General features: G+C 39.0%; 18 protein-coding genes and 1 other annotated feature. All 18 genes read right to left on the bottom strand.

The genetic code is table 11. The features are described from left to right. Nucleotides 1-90: 90 nt before the first annotated feature. Nucleotides 91-1,113: a sensor histidine kinase gene (locus SJW71_RS01450; protein WP_431811676.1), complete on the bottom strand. Its 1,023-nt coding sequence runs from the start codon at nucleotides 1,111-1,113 to the stop codon at nucleotides 91-93. Then, nucleotides 1,110-1,799: a response regulator transcription factor gene (locus tag SJW71_RS01445; RefSeq protein WP_274794956.1), complete on the bottom strand. Its 690-nt coding sequence runs from the start codon at nucleotides 1,797-1,799 to the stop codon at nucleotides 1,110-1,112. Before SJW71_RS01445 ends, SJW71_RS01450 begins: the two co-directional genes overlap by 4 nt. Before the next feature lie 159 nt (nucleotides 1,800-1,958). Then, a complete protein-coding gene (gene tuf / locus SJW71_RS01440) occupies nucleotides 1,959-3,146 on the bottom strand; it encodes an elongation factor Tu (protein ID WP_274794957.1) in 1,188 nt (395 codons plus the stop codon). Nucleotides 3,147-3,282: 136 nt separating this feature from the next. Then, complete coding sequence (gene fusA, locus SJW71_RS01435) at nucleotides 3,283-5,361, bottom strand: elongation factor G (RefSeq protein ID WP_274794958.1); 2,079 nt, start codon at nucleotides 5,359-5,361, stop codon at nucleotides 3,283-3,285. Nucleotides 5,362-5,403: 42 nt separating this feature from the next. Beyond that, the gene (gene rpsG / locus SJW71_RS01430; RefSeq protein WP_004233610.1) at nucleotides 5,404-5,874 is read right to left on the bottom strand and encodes a 30S ribosomal protein S7; all 471 of its coding nucleotides are present in this window, start codon (nucleotides 5,872-5,874) and stop codon (nucleotides 5,404-5,406) included. A gap of 44 nt (nucleotides 5,875-5,918) precedes the next feature. After that, nucleotides 5,919-6,338: a 30S ribosomal protein S12 gene (gene rpsL, locus SJW71_RS01425; protein ID WP_004233609.1), complete on the bottom strand. Its 420-nt coding sequence runs from the start codon at nucleotides 6,336-6,338 to the stop codon at nucleotides 5,919-5,921. 99 nt (nucleotides 6,339-6,437) lie between these two features. Then, entirely contained in the window at nucleotides 6,438-6,686 is a 249-nt protein-coding gene (locus SJW71_RS01420; protein WP_132362679.1) for a ribosomal L7Ae/L30e/S12e/Gadd45 family protein, read from the bottom strand. A 137-nt stretch (nucleotides 6,687-6,823) separates the two neighbouring features. After that, nucleotides 6,824-10,507 carry a DNA-directed RNA polymerase subunit beta' gene (gene rpoC, locus SJW71_RS01415; protein WP_274794959.1) on the bottom strand — a complete coding sequence of 1,228 codons (3,684 nt, stop codon included), beginning with the start codon at nucleotides 10,505-10,507 and terminating at the stop codon, nucleotides 6,824-6,826. 202 nt (nucleotides 10,508-10,709) lie between these two features. Continuing rightward, a complete protein-coding gene (gene rpoB, locus SJW71_RS01410) occupies nucleotides 10,710-14,285 on the bottom strand; it encodes a DNA-directed RNA polymerase subunit beta (protein ID WP_274794960.1) in 3,576 nt (1,191 codons plus the stop codon). 242 nt (nucleotides 14,286-14,527) lie between these two features. Next, complete coding sequence (locus SJW71_RS01405) at nucleotides 14,528-15,130, bottom strand: class I SAM-dependent methyltransferase (RefSeq protein WP_312506407.1); 603 nt, start codon at nucleotides 15,128-15,130, stop codon at nucleotides 14,528-14,530. Nucleotides 15,131-15,208: 78 nt separating this feature from the next. Beyond that, entirely contained in the window at nucleotides 15,209-15,571 is a 363-nt protein-coding gene (gene rplL, locus SJW71_RS01400; RefSeq protein WP_274794962.1) for a 50S ribosomal protein L7/L12, read from the bottom strand. 72 nt (nucleotides 15,572-15,643) lie between these two features. Continuing rightward, nucleotides 15,644-16,144 carry a 50S ribosomal protein L10 gene (gene rplJ, locus SJW71_RS01395; RefSeq protein WP_025116453.1) on the bottom strand — a complete coding sequence of 167 codons (501 nt, stop codon included), beginning with the start codon at nucleotides 16,142-16,144 and terminating at the stop codon, nucleotides 15,644-15,646. A 32-nt stretch (nucleotides 16,145-16,176) separates the two neighbouring features. After that, nucleotides 16,177-16,322: a sequence feature (ribosomal protein L10 leader region), on the bottom strand. 51 nt (nucleotides 16,323-16,373) lie between these two features. Continuing rightward, nucleotides 16,374-17,072 carry a 50S ribosomal protein L1 gene (gene rplA, locus SJW71_RS01390; protein ID WP_274794963.1) on the bottom strand — a complete coding sequence of 233 codons (699 nt, stop codon included), beginning with the start codon at nucleotides 17,070-17,072 and terminating at the stop codon, nucleotides 16,374-16,376. A 116-nt stretch (nucleotides 17,073-17,188) separates the two neighbouring features. Continuing rightward, nucleotides 17,189-17,614 (bottom strand): 50S ribosomal protein L11, encoded by a 426-nt coding sequence (gene rplK, locus SJW71_RS01385; protein WP_004233593.1) that lies wholly within the window; start codon nucleotides 17,612-17,614, stop codon nucleotides 17,189-17,191. Nucleotides 17,615-17,845: 231 nt separating this feature from the next. Next, the gene (gene nusG / locus SJW71_RS01380) at nucleotides 17,846-18,379 is read right to left on the bottom strand and encodes a transcription termination/antitermination protein NusG (protein ID WP_274794964.1); all 534 of its coding nucleotides are present in this window, start codon (nucleotides 18,377-18,379) and stop codon (nucleotides 17,846-17,848) included. A 341-nt stretch (nucleotides 18,380-18,720) separates the two neighbouring features. Then, complete coding sequence (gene secE / locus SJW71_RS01375) at nucleotides 18,721-18,906, bottom strand: preprotein translocase subunit SecE (RefSeq protein ID WP_205446172.1); 186 nt, start codon at nucleotides 18,904-18,906, stop codon at nucleotides 18,721-18,723. 49 nt (nucleotides 18,907-18,955) lie between these two features. Then, the gene (rpmG, locus tag SJW71_RS01370; RefSeq protein WP_274794965.1) at nucleotides 18,956-19,102 is read right to left on the bottom strand and encodes a 50S ribosomal protein L33; all 147 of its coding nucleotides are present in this window, start codon (nucleotides 19,100-19,102) and stop codon (nucleotides 18,956-18,958) included. 76 nt (nucleotides 19,103-19,178) lie between these two features. Beyond that, entirely contained in the window at nucleotides 19,179-19,826 is a 648-nt protein-coding gene (gene sigH / locus SJW71_RS01365) for an RNA polymerase sporulation sigma factor SigH (RefSeq protein WP_274794966.1), read from the bottom strand. Between the last annotated feature and the right edge of the window lie 10 nt (nucleotides 19,827-19,836).

Raw genomic sequence — 19,836 nt, 5'->3', positions numbered from 1 at the left:
GCGCCCCTTTCTATATTCCAAGTGTACCCTGTCACATCTGAACATTCGTGCGTTTTACATGACAATATAAAAAGGTAGGTGACATTTTCGTCATCTACCTGTTAGTTTGATATATTCATTTTGTAATGGGAAACGCAACGTAAATAATGAGCCTTCCCCAACACTCGATTGAACATTAATACGAATACCAATTTTCTGGGCTACATTATACGCTAAATAAAGACCCATTCCTGTAGATTGTGAGGATTCTCTTCCTGCTGTTCCTGTATACGATTTTTGAAAAATTCTAGGTAGATCTTCCAAGGGTATTCCAATACCTACATCTTTAATATGTAATAAAGTGGCTCCGGTTGGGTCAAGTTCAGTAAAGATCGTTATTTCAGAACTTGCTGGACTATACTTGATGGCATTTGAGAGTATTTGTCGAACAATAAACGCCAGCCATTTAGGATCCGTTGTAACCGACTCTGTGAGCTCATCGACTTCAAAGCCAATCCCCTTTTCAATACACCATGCTTGCAAATCCCTGATTTCTTTATATACGATCGGTTTCAGTTCAACTATATTTAAATAATTATCCTTTTCAATTGAGGCTAACCTTGTTAGATGCAGCTGTTGGTCAACCAAAAGATGTAACCTCAGCCATTCATTCTCTAATTTTCGACGCAGTTGTAAGTCTTCAACATGTTCTAACATTAAATTAATGGTTGTTAAAGGTGCCTTTACTTCATGAACCCAGGCCAATAACTCATCTGAATACTCTTGTAGCTGCACTTTAGCTTGATTTAATTCCCTGTTCTTCTCATCAAGGATATCTTCAACTTTTCGAAAGCATACATCCTGAAAAGGAGTTAAAGCAAGGCCGCCTTTATGTGCATCATCAAGATGGCTATCCATATTTCCCAGGAAATCTTTTAATTTCCCAACTTCAAAAACATAACGCCACATCAAAAAAAGTGAAAAGCTAACAAGCAAACTAACGTTAACATACCAAATGGAGACACTATTTAAACCAACATCTAGAAGAAATAACATATTTAACATTACAATAATGAAGATAAAAAAGCCTATCCATGCAATGCGTTCTCTAATAAATAATATCAAATTACTCACATCCCTTGGCTCACTGCCATATACCCCAGGCCTTTTTTCGTTTGAATCACATCACGTAAACCAATATCCTCTAACTTTGTACGTAATCGATTAACATTTACCGACAAAGTATTATCGTTTACAAAACGTTCATCATCCCACAGTTTTCTCATTAACTCATCTCTCGAAACAATATGATTAGCATTTTCTACTAAAATCCGTAATATAAAGAGCTCATTTTTAGTTAATGAAGCGATACTCCCGTCATACATAATTTCACTTCTAGCATAATCAATAACAGCATCATTAAAACGTGTGACGTCCATTTTATCATCAACATAGTCATATGTTCTTCGCAATATAGCCTGTGCTTTTGCAAGTAACACTTCCATATGAAAGGGCTTTTGTATAAAATCATCTGCCCCCATTTGCATGGCCATTACCATATCCATAGGATGATCTCGGGAAGATAGAAAAAGAATTGGTACTTTTGAAAGATGACGGATTTCTCGACACCAGTGAAAGCCGTCAAAGGCAGGCAATTGAATATCGATTAGCACAAGATGAGGCTTCTCCTCTATAAAATCATCCATTACTTTTTGAAAATTTTTAGGTCCGAAAACATGTAATGACCACTGCGCAAACCGTTCTTGAATCATCCTAAAAATAGAAGGATCATCTTCAATCAGCAATATTTTCATTTCCATATTCAAAACGCCTTTCTTTTTAAATATTTTTTCTAAATGACATGCTAACAACTATATACACATAAACTAATAAAAACCTTATTTTCCCTTTATTTTAACACAAAAAAACCAATCTGTAGGCGTCCCTACAGATTGGTTTGAAATTAGCATAAGCTAAAATTATTTTTGGATAGAAGCAACTACGCCAGCGCCTACAGTACGGCCACCCTCACGGATAGAGAATTTAGTACCTTCTTCTAGAGCGATTGGAGCGATAAGTTCAACTGTCATTTCGATGTTGTCACCAGGCATTACCATTTCAACGCCTTCTGGTAAGTTACAGATACCTGTTACGTCAGTTGTACGGAAGTAGAACTGAGGACGGTAGTTAGAGAAGAATGGAGTATGACGGCCACCCTCTTCTTTTGATAAAACGTAAACTTCAGCTTTGAAGTTAGTGTGTGGAGTGATTGAACCTGGTTTAGCTAATACTTGACCACGTTGGATTTCTTCACGAGCTACACCACGAAGTAAAGCACCGATGTTGTCTCCAGCTTCAGCATAGTCTAATAATTTACGGAACATTTCTACACCAGTTACAGTAGTAGATTTAGCTTCTTCAGCAATACCGATGATTTCAACTACGTCACCAACTTTAACTTGACCACGTTCAACACGGCCAGTTGCAACTGTACCACGACCAGTGATAGAGAATACGTCCTCTACTGGCATCATGAATGGTTTGTCAGTTTGACGTTCTGGAGTTGGGATGTAAGAATCTACAGCGTCCATTAATTCAACGATTTTTTCTTCCCATTCTGGTTCACCTTCAAGAGCTTTAAGAGCAGAACCTTTGATTACAGGAATATCGTCACCTGGGAAGTCATATTCAGATAGTAGGTCACGGATTTCCATTTCTACTAATTCTAATAATTCTTCGTCGTCAACCATATCACATTTGTTCATGAATACTACTAAGTATGGAACACCTACTTGACGAGATAAAAGGATGTGTTCACGAGTTTGTGGCATTGGGCCATCAGCAGCAGATACTACTAAGATACCGCCGTCCATTTGAGCAGCACCAGTGATCATGTTTTTAACATAGTCAGCGTGTCCTGGGCAGTCAACGTGTGCATAGTGACGAGTAGCTGTTTCGTATTCTACGTGAGAAGTATTGATTGTGATACCACGCTCTTTTTCTTCTGGAGCGTTATCGATGTCAGCGTAAGATTTAGCTGTACCACCCATTTTTTTAGAAAGAACTGTAGCGATTGCAGCAGTTAAAGTAGTTTTACCATGGTCAACGTGTCCGATTGTACCAATGTTAGCATGCGTTTTAGAACGGTCAAATTTTTCTTTAGCCATTAGAGATTGCCTCCTCAAAATTGTATGTTTTAGATTTAAAATTTATAGAATGAATGCTGATAGAGAACGGGCCCATCCCCTATCCTGCAATCATAGCTTACAAATTAGTTATACTTTATGCAAGATGAAATTTCAATTATTCACCTTTATTTTTTTTGATGATCTCTTCAGAGATTGATTTAGGTACTTCTTCATAATGATCGAATACCATTGAGAATACACCACGACCTTGCGTTGCAGAACGTAAAGTTGTTGCATATCCAAACATTTCTGAAAGTGGAACCATCGCACGAACAACTTGAGCGTTACCGCGAGCTTCCATACCTTCTACGCGGCCACGGCGAGAAGTGATGTTACCCATGATATCACCAAGATATTCTTCAGGAATTACAACTTCAACTTTCATCATTGGCTCTAAAAGAACTGGGCTACATTTTGATGCAGCAGCTTTAAGTGCCATAGATGCAGCGATTTTAAATGCCATTTCGTTTGAGTCAACATCATGGTATGAACCATCGAATAATTTCGCTTTGATGTCGATTAATGGATAACCAGCGATTACACCGCGGTCAAGCGAGTCACGAAGACCTGCTTCAACAGCTGGAATATATTCACGTGGAACTACACCACCAACGATAGCATTTTCGAATTCAAAGCCTTTACCCTCTTCGTTTGGAGAGAACTCGATCCATACGTCACCGTATTGACCACGACCACCAGATTGACGAGTAAATTTACCTTGAACTTGAGCAGAGCCACGGAATGTTTCACGGTAAGATACCATTGGAGCACCAACGTTAGCTTCTACTTTAAATTCACGACGCATACGGTCAACTAAGATATCAAGGTGAAGCTCACCCATACCTGAGATGATTGTTTGACCAGTTTCTTGGTCTGTATGTGCACGGAATGTTGGATCTTCTTCTTGTAGCTTTTGTAAAGCTTGACCCATTTTATCTTGGTCAGCTTTAGATTTAGGTTCTACAGAAAGAGAGATAACTGGCTCTGGGAACTCCATAGACTCAAGGATAACAAGGTTTTTCTCTTCACAAAGAGTGTCACCAGTTGTTGTATCTTTAAGACCTACAGCAGCTGCGATATCACCAGCGAATACTTTTGAAATCTCTTCACGGCTGTTTGCGTGCATTTGTAGGATACGACCTACGCGCTCACGTTTACCTTTTGAAGAGTTTTGTACGTATGAACCTGATTCAAGAACACCAGAGTACACACGGAAGAACGTTAATTTACCTACGAATGGGTCAGTCATAACTTTAAATGCTAAAGCTGCGAATGGCGCCTCGTCTGAAGATGGACGTTCAGTTTCATCACCATCTGGAGTTGTACCTTTAATAGCAGGTACATCAACTGGAGATGGTAAGTAGTCGATAACTGCATCAAGCATTTTACGAACACCTTTGTGTTTGAATGCTGTACCACAGATTACTGGATAGAATTCTACTGCGATTGTCGCTTTACGGATAGCCGCTTTAAGCTCTTCTTTAGTAATTTCTTCACCAGCAAAGTATTTTTCCATGATTTCTTCATTAACTTCAGCAATTGCTTCGATTAACTTTTCACGGTACTCATCTGCTTGAGCTTGATATTCTTCAGGAATTGGTTGACCTTCACGTAATGCTGTACCTTCTTCGTTATCGTAGTAAGTTACATCCATTTCTACTAAGTCAATAATTGCTTTGAATTCATCTTCCGCACCAATTGGTAATTGGATTGGATGAGCATTTGCTTGTAAACGCTCGTGTAAAGTACCTACAGAATATAGGAAGTCTGCACCCATTTTATCCATTTTGTTAATGAATACGATACGTGGTACACCGTAAGTTGTAGCTTGACGCCATACAGTTTCTGTTTGAGGTTCAACACCAGATTGAGCATCAAGTACAGTTACTGCGCCGTCAAGTACACGTAAAGAACGTTCTACTTCTACAGTGAAGTCTACGTGTCCAGGAGTATCGATGATGTTTACGCGGTTGCCTTTCCATTGAGCTGTTGTCGCAGCAGAAGTGATTGTGATACCACGTTCTTGCTCTTGCTCCATCCAGTCCATTTGAGAAGCGCCTTCATGAGTTTCACCGATTTTGTGAATCTTACCTGTGTAATAAAGGATACGCTCAGTTGTTGTTGTTTTACCAGCATCAATGTGAGCCATGATCCCAATATTACGAGTATTCTCTAGAGAGAATTCGCGTTTCATTAGGTATTTCTCCTTCCATATTGGGCTTATGCTATGTTTAGATTACCAACGGTAGTGAGCGAATGCTTTGTTCGCTTCTGCCATTTTGTGCATATCTTCACGTTTTTTAACTGATGCACCAGTGTTGTTAGAAGCATCAAGAATTTCGTTAGCTAAACGCTCTTCCATAGTTTTTTCACCACGAAGACGAGAATAGTTAACTAGGTAGCGAAGACCTAAAGTTGTACGACGTTCTGGGCGTACTTCAACTGGTACTTGGTAGTTAGAACCACCAACACGGCGAGCACGTACTTCAAGAACTGGCATTACGTTATTTAGAGCAGCTTCGAATACTTCGATTGGATCTTGACCAGAACGTTCTTTAACTAGTTCGAACGCACCGTATAAAATCTTTTGAGAAGTACCTCTTTTACCATCAATCATCATTTTATTGATTAAACGAGTTACTAGTTTTGAATTATAAATTGGATCTGGTAACACGTCACGTTTGGAAACAGGACCTTTACGAGGCATGTGTTTTCCTCCTTTCATTGAGTAAATAACTTATATATTTTATATTATTTTTTTTCTTTAGGGCGTTTTGTACCGTATAGAGAACGTGATTGCATACGACCGTTTACACCAGCAGTATCAAGAGCACCACGAACGATATGGTAACGAACACCCGGTAAGTCTTTTACACGACCGCCACGGATAAGAACAACACTGTGCTCTTGTAAGTTATGGCCTTCACCAGGAATGTACGCAGTAACCTCGATTTGGTTAGTTAAACGTACACGAGCGTATTTACGTAACGCTGAGTTTGGTTTTTTAGGCGTCATTGTACCTACACGAGTACAAACACCACGTTTTTGTGGAGATTTAACATCAGTTAAAGATTTTTTAAATGAGTTATATCCTTTGTTTAACGCTGGTGAATTTGATTTCGTGATTTTAGATTTACGAGGCTTACGTACCAATTGGTTAATTGTAGGCATCGATTTTTCCTCCCTTCATTCCTTCTTTTTTTAATACCACACATCCAGGTGGTTCATTTTTTGGGTAAAAACAAAGTCTTTGTGCTTTTTACACAAAAACTACTCTACAGTAATCGCAACTACTGCAGCTCCAACATGGATTCCACAGGCCTTGCCCAGTTCCTTTTTGGACTCAACAAGAATAACTGGTATACCGATTTCTCTCGCGAAAGATATGGCCGAATCGGTTACCCAATTGTCTGCATCAAGTGCCACAAAAAGTTCTTTCACTGAACCAGCTTGCATTGCTTTTACTGCTTGCTTTGTACCTATGATTGTTTGACTAGCCCTTACTTTATCATAAGACATTTTCATATCCTCCGAAGTACAGACAGTTAACTATCAACCTTCAATATATTATCATTACCAGATTACACTGTCAACCAATATCTTTAAAAAGTCCGAAGAGATGATGAAAATACATCTCTTCGGCCCTATTTTAATGTTTATTCAGCAGAAACGACTTCTGTGTCAAGCTCATCTTTTTCGATGCGGATTTGACGATAACGTTGCATACCAGTACCTGCTGGAACAAGCTTACCGATAATTACGTTCTCTTTTAATCCAAGAAGCTCATCACGTTTACCCTTAATTGCTGCATCTGTTAACACACGAGTTGTTTCTTGGAATGATGCAGCAGATAAGAATGACTCTGTTTCAAGAGAAGCTTTTGTAATACCAAGGATCACTGGACGACAAGTTGCAGGGTTTTTGCCATTCATAACAGCATCTGCATTTGCCTCTGAGAATTGGTGGATATCTAGTAATGAACCTGGTAGTAATTCTGTATCACCAGCTTCAATTACACGAACTTTACGAAGCATTTGGCGAACCATTACCTCAATGTGTTTATCCCCAATTTCTACCCCTTGCATACGGTATACTTTTTGAACTTCTTTTAATAAATATTCTTGAACAGTTGAAACGTCTTTGACTTTTAGCAATTGTTTTGGATCGATAGAACCCTCTGTTAAAACTTGACCACGTTCTACATTATCACCTTCGATAACTTTTAGACGTGCATTATAAGGTGCTTGGTATTTACGAGTTTCTACATCACCTTGAATAGTAATTTCTTTTAAGCCTTCACGAATTTCTGTGATATCTGAAACAGTACCAGCAATTTCTGAAATAACAGATTGACCTTTTGGATTACGTGCTTCAAAGATCTCTTGGATACGTGGAAGACCTTGTGTAATATCATCTCCGGCAACCCCACCTGTATGGAATGTACGCATTGTTAATTGTGTACCTGGTTCACCGATTGATTGAGCTGCAATAATACCAACTGCTTCCCCAACTTCAACCTTTTCACCTGTTGCCAAGTTCATGCCGTAACATTTTTTACATACGCCATGTTTTGTATTACATGTAAATGCTGAACGGATTGTCACTTCTTCAATACCAGCCTCGATAACTGCACGAGCGATATCTTGGTCGATTAATCCGTCTTTTTCTAGAATCACTTCACCAGTTTCAGGATGGAAGATTGTTTTCTTCGTATGACGACCAACAATACGCTCATCAAGAGCCTCAATTAATTCAGTGCCTTCCATTAATGCGCCAATTGTTAAACCGCGGTCAGTACCACAGTCATCTTCACGCACAATAACATCCTGTGCAACGTCAACAAGACGACGAGTTAAGTAACCTGAATCGGCAGTTTTTAGGGCAGTATCGGCAAGACCTTTACGAGCACCGTGAGTAGAGATGAAGTACTCTAATACTGTTAAACCTTCACGGAATGAAGATTTAATTGGAAGTTCGATGATACGACCAGCCGGGTTGGCCATCAGTCCACGCATACCAGCTAACTGAGTAAAGTTAGATGCGTTACCACGGGCACCTGAATCAGACATCATGAAGATTGGGTTTGTTTTCTCAAGTGATTTCATCAGCTTCGCTTGAATTTCATCTTTCGCAGCACTCCAACTTGAGATTACACGATCATAACGCTCATCTTCTGTGATGAAACCACGACGGAATTGCGCTTGAACTTTATCCACTTTTTCTTGAGCTTCAGCTAAAATTTCACCTTTATCTGGTAATACCACGATATCAGATACACCTACTGTAATACCAGCACGTGTTGAATATTTGAATCCTAGGTTTTTCATGCGGTCAAGCATTTTAGATGTTTCAGTAATGTGGAAACGTTTAAATACTTCTGCAATGATATTACCTAAGAATTTTTTACGGAATGGATTTACAACTGGTACAGATGCAAAATATTTACGTAATACAGCTGTACGTTGTGCATCGATTTTCCCTTTTTCATCAAGATTTTTGTAAGCATTATCTGATTCAAGCTCTTTTAGCGTTTCTTCGTCAATTGTTAAATTAGCGAAGTATTTTTCAGGTGTTTCATGCTCTAAGTTGAAATCAGTTGGCTCATTGATGTACGGGAATGACTCAGGCAATATTTCATTAAAGATAACTTTACCAACAGTTGTTAATAAGAACATATTATTTTGTTCTTCTGTGAATGTTGGGTTATTTAACGAACTTGCTTTAATAGCGATACGTGTATGCAAATGTACATGACCTGTGTCATAGGCAATTAACACTTCATTTGGACCATAGAATACAGTACCTTCACCACGAGCACCTTCACGTTCAAGTGTTAAGTAGTAGTTACCTAATACCATATCTTGAGATGGTGTTACAACAGGTTTACCGTCTTTTGGATTCAGGATGTTTTGCGCAGCAAGCATTAGAAGACGAGCTTCAGCTTGTGCTTCAGCTGATAACGGTACGTGAACCGCCATTTGGTCACCATCGAAGTCAGCGTTATAAGCTGTACATACTAATGGGTGAAGACGGATCGCACGGCCTTCAACTAGTGTTGGTTCAAATGCTTGAATACCAAGACGGTGAAGCGTTGGTGCACGGTTTAGTAGTACTGGATGCTCACGAATAACATCTTCTAAAACGTCCCATACGTCGTTGTTTAAACGTTCGATTTTACGTTTAGCAGATTTAATGTTATGTGCAAGACCACGTTCTACTAGCTCTTTCATTACGAATGGCTTGAATAATTCGATCGCCATTTCTTTCGGTAAACCACATTGGTACATTTTTAAGTTTGGACCTACTACGATAACGGAACGACCAGAATAGTCAACACGTTTACCAAGTAAGTTTTGACGGAAACGACCTTGTTTACCTTTCAACATATGTGAAAGTGATTTTAATGGGCGATTACCTGGACCAGTTACAGGACGTCCACGACGACCATTATCAATTAGTGCGTCAACAGCTTCTTGTAACATACGTTTTTCGTTTTGTACGATGATGCTTGGAGCACCTAAATCTAATAAACGTTTTAAACGGTTATTACGGTTAATTACACGACGGTATAAATCGTTTAAATCTGAAGTTGCAAAACGTCCACCATCTAATTGCACCATTGGACGAAGCTCTGGTGGAATAACAGGTAGTACATCTAAAATCATCCATTCAGGTGAGTTACCTGAGTTACGGAAAGATTCGACAACTTCAAGACGTTTGATCGCACGAGTACGTCTTTGACCTTGTGCAGACTTTAACTCTTCTTTTAAAGATTGTGTTTCATCTTCTAGGTCAATTTTGCCTAATAATTTTTTGATTGCTTCTGCACCCATTGAAGCTTCGAATGTGTTTCCGAATTTTTCACGGTATGCACGGTACTCTTTTTCAGAAAGTAATTGCTTGCTTTCTAAATTTGTAGCACCTGGTTCAATCACAACGTATGATGCAAAATAAATAACTTCTTCTAATGCACGTGGTGACATATCTAAAATTAGACCCATACGGCTAGGAATACCTTTGAAGTACCAGATGTGAGAAACTGGTGCTGCTAATTCGATGTGTCCCATACGTTCACGACGAACTTTAGCGCGTGTTACTTCAACACCACAACGATCACAAACAACGCCTTTATAACGTACACGTTTATATTTACCACAATGACATTCCCAGTCCTTAGTTGGACCAAAAATACGCTCACAGAATAAACCATCTTTTTCTGGTTTTAATGTACGGTAGTTAATAGTTTCAGGTTTTTTAACCTCACCATATGACCAAGAACGAATCTTGTCAGGAGATGCTAAACCAATTTTCATATATTCAAATTCATTAACGTCTATCAAGGAGCCTACCTCCCTCTAGTATAGGTCTTTATAAAGACTCTTTTACGCAGCTCGATAATCGTTTGCAAAGAATTGCCTCTTTGGCAAAGGATTAGAAATAGAATGATTTATTAAAAGAAAAAGCCAGGCAGGGCGTTAAATCCTGCCCGGCTAATTTGAAAAATAAGTTTGACCTATTCACAACTGTGAATTTGGTTTTCCATTATTCAAAAGACTCTACTGGCTCTTCTTCTGTATCTGGCTGTGGTGCAATGTTAAGTGCGTCAGCTGGTTGAAGATCGTCTTCTTCATCTAGATCACGAAGTTCTACTTCTTCATCATTAACTGTTAACATCTTAACATCCATACCAAGAGATTGAAGTTCTTTAATCAATACTTTGAATGATTCTGGAACGCCTGGCTCTGGTACACTTTCACCTTTAACGATGGCTTCATAAGTTTTCACACGACCAACAACGTCATCGGATTTAACTGTTAAAATTTCTTGAAGTGTATAAGCAGCACCATATGCTTCAAGTGCCCATACTTCCATCTCACCAAAACGTTGTCCACCAAATTGCGCTTTACCACCAAGTGGCTGTTGCGTAACTAGTGAGTAAGGACCAGTTGAACGTGCATGAAGTTTATCGTCAACCATGTGAGCAAGTTTGATCATGTACATGATCCCAACTGATACACGGTTATCGAATGGTTCACCTGAACGTCCATCATACAGGATTGTTTTACCATCACGGTTCATACCTGCTTCTTCCATCGTTTCCCAAACATCTTCTTCATTGGCACCATCAAATACTGGTGTAGCCATATGAACGCCAAGGTAACGAGAAGCCATACCTAAGTGCAACTCTAAAACTTGTCCGATATTCATACGAGAAGGTACACCAAGTGGATTTAACATGATATCAACAGGCGTGCCATCTGGCATGAATGGCATATCTTCCTCTGGTAAGATACGCGAGATAACCCCTTTGTTACCATGGCGTCCGGCCATTTTGTCACCAACGCGGATTTTACGTTTTTGAACAATATAAGCACGAACTAATTGGTTAACACCTGGTGGTAATTCATCGCCATCTTCACGGTTAAATACTTTAACGTCAAGAATGATACCGCCAGCACCGTGTGGTACACGTAATGAAGTATCACGAACCTCACGAGCTTTTTCACCGAAGATTGCGTGTAGTAAGCGTTCTTCAGCTGTTAATTCTGTAACCCCTTTAGGCGTTACTTTCCCTACTAGAATATCACCATCACGTACTTCTGCACCGATGCGGATAATACCACGTTCGTCTAGGTTACGAAGTGCATCTTCCCCAACGTTAGGAATATCGCGAGTGATTTCTTCAGGTCCAAGCTTTGTATCACGAGACTCTGATTCATATTCTTCAATATGAACAGATGTATAGACATCGTCTTTTACAAGGCGCTCACTCATAATGACAGCATCCTCATAGTTAAAGCCGTTCCATGTCATGAATGCAACTAATACGTTACGTCCAAGAGCTAGTTCACCTTTTTCCATTGAAGGACCATCTGCTAAAATGTCACGTGGTTTCACACGCTCGCCTACTTTTACAAGTGGACGTTGGTTATATGAAGTACCTTGGTTTGAACGAATGAACTTTTGTAATTTATATTTCGTTAAATCGCCTTTAACCTCTTTACCGTCTACGACTTCAATGCGGCGAACATGGATAGAGCGAGCTTCAACGTGCTCAACAATACCATCATATTTCGCTACTACAGCTGCACCTGAATCACGCGCATCAACATGTTCCATCCCAGTACCAACGAATGGTGCTTCTGGGTTAAGAAGTGGAACTGCTTGACGTTGCATGTTGGCACCCATAAGTGCACGGTTCGAGTCATCGTTTTCTAAGAATGGGATACATGCAGTCGCTGCAGAAACTACTTGTTTAGGAGAAACGTCCATGTAGTCCATTTGAGCTTTATTGAATACTGTATTATCCCCACGGAAACGACCTACTACTTCGTCGTTAGCAAAAGTACCGTCTGGATTTAACGGAGAGTTTGCTTGTGCTACGTAGTAGTTATCTTCTTCATCAGCTGTTAAGTAATCAATTTGGTCCGTTACTCGACCTGTTTCATGGTCAATACGACGATATGGTGTTTCGATGAAACCAAATTTATTTACTTTGGCAAATGAAGATAATGAGTTGATTAACCCAATGTTTGGACCCTCTGGTGTCTCGATTGGACACATACGACCATAGTGAGAGTAGTGAACGTCACGTACTTCGAAACCAGCACGTTCCCGTGTTAAACCACCAGGTCCTAATGCAGATAAACGACGTTTATGTGTTAACTCTGCTAATGGGTTTGTTTGGTCCATGAATTGTGATAATTGAGAACTTCCGAAGAATTCTTTAATTGACGCAATTACAGGACGAATATTAATTAATTGCTGTGGTACGATCGCAGCTGTGTCGTTAATTGACATACGCTCACGTACAACACGCTCCATACGAGATAAACCAATACGGAACTGATTTTGTAGTAACTCACCAACAGAACGTAGGCGACGGTTACCTAAGTGGTCAATATCATCTGTAGCTCCTACTTGGTAAAGTAAGTTGAAGAAATAACTTACTGAAGCTAAAACGTCAGCAGGTGTAATATTCTTCACTTCTTCATCAATGTACGCATTACTAATGATATTAATTTCTTTTTGCGCTTCATCTTTTGGTGCATAAATCTTAATAGATTGGATGGTTACATCATCCTCAAGCACACCACCAACTTGTGATAAAGTGCGGAAACCGATACCTTTCGATGAATCTTCAAGGTAAGGTAGGATTTTATCTAAAGTACGACGATCAAGTACAGTACCTTTTTCTACTAAAATTTCGCCTGTTTCTGGATCTACAAGCGTTTCAGCAATCGTTTGGTTAAATAAACGATTCTTAATATGAAGCTTTTTATTCATTTTGTAGCGACCAACATTCGCTAGATCATAACGTTTAGCATCAAAGAAACGAGAGTATAATAAGCTCTTCGCGCTCTCTACTGTTGGTGGCTCACCTGGACGTAAACGTTCATAGATTTCTAAAAGTGCCTTTTCAGTACTTTCAGAGTTATCTTTTTCTAACGTATTACGTAAATACTCGTTATCACCGATAATATCGATAATCTCTTGGTCTGAACCGAAACCTAACGCACGAAGTAACACTGTTACTGGTAGCTTACGAGTACGATCGATACGCACATATACTACGTCTTTTGCATCTGTTTCGTACTCTAACCACGCACCGCGGTTTGGAATAACTGTAGCGCCAAAACCTTTTTTACCGTTTTTATCAGTTTTATCATGGAAATACACACTTGGTGAACGAACTAATTGTGAAACGATAACACGTTCAGCACCATTGATAATGAACGTACCTGTTTCAGTCATTAATGGGAAGTCACCCATGAAGACATCTTGTTCTTTCACTTCGTCTGTTTCTTTGTTGTAAAGACGTACTTTCACACGTAATGGAGCTGCGTAAGTAACATCTCGCTCTTTACATTCATCAACATCATATTTAGGCTCACCTAATGAATAATCGATGAATTCTAATGAAAGATTACCTGTAAAGTCCTCGATCGGCGAAATGTCACGGAACATTTCACGTAAACCTTCTTCAAGGAACCACTCGTAAGACGCCGTTTGAATCTCAATCAGATTTGGAAGCTCAAGCACCTCTTTAATACGCGCAAAGCTTCTACGCTGGCGGTGTTGTCCGTACTGAACTAGTTGACCTGTCAACTCATTCACCCCTCAATAAAGCGATATTAGGTCTTTGCAAAATCATACAAATAGTGTATGATTTCGAAAGACAAAAAGAAAACGAGTCTTCAAAAAGATCTCATTTTCGGTTAACTAAACTTATCTTGGCAAGTATACCCACATTAAAACAAAATTATACAAAAAGGGCATACGACCTCAAAATAATATTTTTGCATTGTATCATATTATCATAGCCGATTTGTCAAGTCAATAAATTATACATATTTCATTTATTTTTTTGCACGTACTATCCAGTATCCTTTTTTCTTCTCAACAACATCGACTTCTGAAAATTTTCCTTCCAAGTAACTCACTGTCGATGGCGCTCCCTGTTTCTTCTGGATTACTACCCAAAGCTCACCTGAAGACACTAGTCGATCATAAGCTCCATCGTAAAAGCGGAAAATCGTTTCCTTCCCCGCACGAATTGGTGGATTCGTTAAGATAGCTGCTGCTTCCACATCGTTATCAACCATCGATAGGCCGTCACTCACAAATATTCGCACATTTTGAACACCGTTCACTTGCGCATTTTTTTGCGAAAGCGCAACTGCACGTTCGTTTATATCCATCATAAAAACGGTACGGTCTGGATTTGTTTTGGCAATCGATAACCCTATTGGACCATATCCACAGCCTACATCAAAAATCGCACCATCAATATCTGGCATTTGAAAAGCGTCTATTAAAACACGGGATCCAAAATCTACTTCGCTTTTACTAAAAACACCTGCATCCGTTTCAAAAGTAAACGAATGCCCCAGTAACTTGAATGTCCAGTGACGTGGTTTACTCTCAGTTTGAGGCTTGCTTGTATAATAATGATCTGACATTTTTTCACGCCTCCTCAGAATGAAGAAAAAAGCTCGCCAAAATGACGAGCTTTCCTTTTGTTAAAAAGTAACGCGAGATTACTTAACTTCTACAGATGCGCCAACTTCTTCAAGTTTAGCTTTGATTTCTTCAGCTTCATCTTTAGAAACGCCTTCTTTAAGAGCTTTAGGAGCGTTATCTACTACTTCTTTAGCTTCTTTAAGACCTAAACCAGTGATTTCACGAACCACTTTGATTACTTTAATTTTTTCTGCACCAGCAGATGCTAATACTACGTCGAACTCTGATTTTTCTTCAGCAGCGCCAGCAGCACCACCAGCAACTACTGCTACAGGAGCAGCAGCTGTTACACCGAATTCTTCTTCGATAGCTTTTACTAAATCGTTTAATTCAAGAACTGTCATAGCTTTGATAGCTTCTAAGATTTGCTCTTTATTCATTATAATTTCCTCCTAATTGGATAATGTTTTATTGTTTGCGATCAGGCCGCAGAAGTGTTGATGCGTATTAAATTACGCGCCTTGTTCTTCTTTTTGTTCTGCAACAGCTTTTGTTGCAAGTGCGAAGTTACGCACAGGAGCTTGAAGTACAGATAAAAGCATAGAAAGTAGACCTTCGCGTGATGGAAGTTCTGCAAGTGCTTTAACATCTTCAACAGAAGAAATCGTACCTTCAATAATACCAGCTTTAATTTCTAAAGCTTCGTTTTTCTTAGCGAACTCGTTGATGATTTTAGCAGGCGCTACAACATCTTCATTTGAGAACGCAATTGCGTTAGGACCAACTAATACGTCGTTGATTCCTTCAAGACCAGCAGCTTCAGCAGCACGACGAGTTAAAGTGTTTTTGTAAACTTTGAACTCAACGCCAGCTTCACGAAGTTGTTTACGAAGCTCAGTTACTTGTGCAACGTTAAGACCACGGTAATCCACAACTACTACAGAAGAAGCGTTTTGGAATTTTTCAGTAATCTCTTGAACTTGTACTTGTTTGTTTTCGATTGCTTTGCTCATGATGACACCTCCTATTAGAATGGGTCATTTATACCGACAAAAGAAAAGCCTCTGAGTCAAATAGACACAGAGGCTGAAAGTCATCATCTTTAAATAAGAATCTGAATTCCGATGTCCTCGGTAGGAACATTAAGTGACAAGTCACTCCTACTGTCTACGGTACAAATGGATAATTCACAACAGCAATCATGATATCATGTATTATTGCTGTTGTCAACATATATATAAATTATTTTACTACTACATTAGCAGCGTCAATTTTAACAGCTGGACCCATTGTAGTTGTAACGTTTACAGATTTCATGTAAGTACCTTTAGCTGCAGCAGGTTTTGCTTTTTGCACTACATCAAATACAGCTAAGAAGTTTTCTACTAATTTTTCTGCTGAGAAAGAAACTTTACCGATAGGAGCGTGGATGATACCAGCTTTATCAGCGCGGTATTCTACTTTACCAGCTTTGATTTCTTCGATAGCTTTTGTTACATCAAAAGTAACTGTACCAGTTTTAGGGTTTGGCATTAAACCTTTTGGTCCTAAAACGCGTCCAAGTTTACCAACTTCACCCATCATGTCAGGAGTTGCTACGATTACATCGAAATCAAACCAACCTTGTTGGATTTTTTGGATGTACTCTGCATCACCTACATAGTCAGCGCCAGCTGCTTCAGCTTCTTTAAGTTTTTCACCTTTCGCGAATACTAATACGCGTTGAGTTTTACCAGTACCGTTTGGAAGCACTACTGCACCACGGATTTGTTGGTCGTTTTTACGAGTATCAATACCTAGACGGAAAGCAACTTCTACAGTAGCGTCGAAGTTTACTGTGCTAGTTTTTTGAGCAAGTTCGATTGCTTCTTGAGCACTGTATAGTGAGTTACGATCAATTAATTTTGCTGCATCTTGCAGTTTTTTACCTTTTTTAGCCATTATATATTTCCTCCTTGATTGTGGTTATAGCGGATTTTACCTCCCACGAATAAAGGTTGCGTGTTCACAAAGAAACTTCGCAACCTTCCAAAAAACAAAACATCAAGTAAATGGGATTAGTCTTCGATAACAATACCCATGCTTCGTGCAGTACCTTCAACCATTAACATAGCAGCTTCTACTGAAGCAGCGTTAAGGTCTGGCATTTTAGTTTCAGCGATTTCGCGAACTTTATCACGTTTAACCGTTGCCACTTTTTTACGGTTTGGTTCACCAGATCCAGATTGGATACCAGCTGCTACTTTAAGTAGAACTGCTGCAGGTGGAGTTTTTGTAATGAAAGTGAAAGAACGGTCCTCGAATACTGAAATTTCAACTGGAATAATAAGACCAGCTTGATCAGCAGTACGCGCATTGAATTCTTTACAGAATCCCATGATGTTCACACCCGCTTGACCTAATGCAGGACCAACCGGTGGAGCTGGGTTAGCTTTACCAGCAGGGATTTGAAGTTTTACAACTTTAATAACTTTTTTAGCCACGAGACACACCTCCTTAAGTCCGTGATGTGGTAATTGGGTTGCCCCTCCCACTCAATATCTGTCTGTCAGCTAATTGCCGATAACATTAAAATTATCATTACAGATGTCAAACCAAAGTATGACAGTCTGACCTATGAAATGATACCACTTTTAATTTTTTTAAGCAAGTAGTAATTAACAAAATCTGCGAAACATCTACCAATTGACATGCTCACAGTTCTATTATTGGAACTATAATTTTTGAATTTGTTCGAAATCTAGCTCCATAATCGTTTCGCGACCAAACATATCAACTGTCACTTTTACTTTGCCTTTTTCCGTGTCAATTTCTTCAACACGTCCTTGGAAATGAGCAAACGGCCCTTCTAACACTTCCACTGCTTCACCAACCGTTATATCCACTTCTACAACCTTATCAGTCATACCCATTTGTTGTAGTAAACGGTCCGCTTCTTCTGGCAGTAAAGGAGTTGGTTTTGCTCCACCACCAGATGAACCGATAAAGCCCGTAACACCCGGTGTATTTCGAACTACATACCAAGAATCGTCTGTCATAATTAACTCTACTAATACATAACCAGGGAAAACTTTACGCATCATTGTACGTTTTTTCCCATCCTTCATTTCTGTTTCCTCGTGCTCTGGCACAATCACACGGAAGATTTTATCTTGCATTCCCATTGTTTCTACACGTTTCTCTAGGTTTGCTTTTACACGATTTTCATACCCAGAATACGTATGAACAACATACCAATTTTTCTCCATAATTAATAGGACTTCTCGTCCGTCCCTCCCTTACAAATAAAAGTGAAAATGATTTGCGATATGCTCAGCGCATTCTTTACTCTTTTCACAAACATCTCATTTGAAAATCTTATTTTCGCTAATAGTAAGCAAAAGCTTGCGGATATATACCGAAACTAGCATAGTCATCTATCGCTACTATCATACTCTCCTAGTAGCATCCTTATCATAATGAGAATAAATTACTGCTCTTCATTTCACCTAACCAATAATATGGAGCTACGATTGAATGAAGATAAAACAAACGAAAAAACCCGTTATTGCTATGGACGGGCTATTTCAAAAGTATGCTATTTACTAAATTATAAATCTAAGTACCAGCGGAATAATGATGAAATGCCTAAGTCAACTAACACAAAAAATAAAGCCATAATGACTACAGTTGAAATTACAACGACTGTATATTTCGTCAGTTCTTTACTTTTTGGCCAGCTTGTCTTGCGCATTTCCGACATTACATCGCTGAAAAAGCCTTTGATCTTGCCCATTCTAGCTTAACCTCCGAATCAATCATATCTGTCTATTTTCATATCATTTTTATAGCGTTTGTTTATGCACTGTATGTTCATTGCAATGCGAGCAAAATTTCTTTAATTCGAGACGTACAGTAGATCCTTCTTTAGCCGGGAACGTGTAATTTCTCGATCCACATTTCTCGCAAGTCAGCACGACTTTTTTTGCCATTTAATCACCTTTTTCGGCACTATGTCTTTTTAAGACTAACACCGATATTTGTCAATGTCAATAAAGGCCTATAAGGCTAAGACATTTCCTCAAGAACTAAATGTCGCTCTAATTTACGCTTCACTCGCTGCAATGCATTATCAATGGATTTCACATGACGGTTTAATTTTGCAGAAATTTCATGATAAGACTGGCCATCTAGATATAGGGCTAAAACTTGTAACTCTAATTCACTTAAAATCTCACTCATCTTTTCTTCTAAATATCCAAACTCTTCTCTATGAATCATCAATTCTTCTGGATCATCCATAATAGCACCTGTTAGCACATCCATAAGCGTTCGATCTGATTCTTCATCAAATATGGGCTTGTCCAAAGAGATATAGGAATTTAACGGTATATGTTTTTGCCTAGTGGCTGTTTTAATAGCCGTGATAATTTGCCTTGTAATACATAACTCTGCAAAAGCCCTGAAAGATGCAAGTTTATCTCCCTTAAAATCGCGGATTGCCTTATATAAACCGATCATGCCTTCTTGCACAATGTCTTCCTTATCTGCTCCAATCAAAAAATAGGATCTTGCCTTCGCTCTTACTAACAAACGGTATTTCGTAATTAAAAAATCCAACGCATCTGTATTACCTTGATGCACCATTTCAATAAGTTCTTCATCATTGAATCGTTCAAAATCTTGTGTCACTTGTACAATGCTATTTTTAAACATGGTATCACCT

Source organism: Lysinibacillus sp. FW12, from assembly GCF_050817245.1.
GTDB lineage: Bacteria > Bacillota > Bacilli > Bacillales_A > Planococcaceae > Lysinibacillus > Lysinibacillus irui.
This window is presented reverse-complemented; position numbering and strand designations above follow the sequence as displayed.

Excerpts from the sequence above, each read along its gene's own strand:
- tuf (WP_274794957.1), bottom strand. The coding sequence starts at position 3,146 with ATGGCTAAAGAAAAATTTGACCGTTCTAAAACGCATGCTAACATTGGT.
- rpmG (WP_274794965.1), bottom strand. The coding sequence starts at position 19,102 with ATGGCAAAAAAAGTCGTGCTGACTTGCGAGAAATGTGGATCGAGAAAT.
- SJW71_RS01445 (WP_274794956.1), bottom strand. The coding sequence starts at position 1,799 with ATGGAAATGAAAATATTGCTGATTGAAGATGATCCTTCTATTTTTAGG.
- SJW71_RS01405 (WP_312506407.1), bottom strand. The coding sequence starts at position 15,130 with ATGTCAGATCATTATTATACAAGCAAGCCTCAAACTGAGAGTAAACCA.
- rpsL (WP_004233609.1), bottom strand. The coding sequence starts at position 6,338 with ATGCCTACAATTAACCAATTGGTACGTAAGCCTCGTAAATCTAAAATC.
- rpsG (WP_004233610.1), bottom strand. The coding sequence starts at position 5,874 with ATGCCTCGTAAAGGTCCTGTTTCCAAACGTGACGTGTTACCAGATCCA.
- rplJ (WP_025116453.1), bottom strand. The coding sequence starts at position 16,144 with ATGAGCAAAGCAATCGAAAACAAACAAGTACAAGTTCAAGAGATTACT.
- nusG (WP_274794964.1), bottom strand. The coding sequence starts at position 18,379 with ATGGAGAAAAATTGGTATGTTGTTCATACGTATTCTGGGTATGAAAAT.
- fusA (WP_274794958.1), bottom strand. The coding sequence starts at position 5,361 with ATGAAACGCGAATTCTCTCTAGAGAATACTCGTAATATTGGGATCATG.
- SJW71_RS01420 (WP_132362679.1), bottom strand. The coding sequence starts at position 6,686 with ATGTCTTATGATAAAGTAAGGGCTAGTCAAACAATCATAGGTACAAAG.
- sigH (WP_274794966.1), bottom strand. The coding sequence starts at position 19,826 with ATGTTTAAAAATAGCATTGTACAAGTGACACAAGATTTTGAACGATTC.
- secE (WP_205446172.1), bottom strand. The coding sequence starts at position 18,906 with ATGGGCAAGATCAAAGGCTTTTTCAGCGATGTAATGTCGGAAATGCGC.
- rplL (WP_274794962.1), bottom strand. The coding sequence starts at position 15,571 with ATGAATAAAGAGCAAATCTTAGAAGCTATCAAAGCTATGACAGTTCTT.
- rplA (WP_274794963.1), bottom strand. The coding sequence starts at position 17,072 with ATGGCTAAAAAAGGTAAAAAACTGCAAGATGCAGCAAAATTAATTGAT.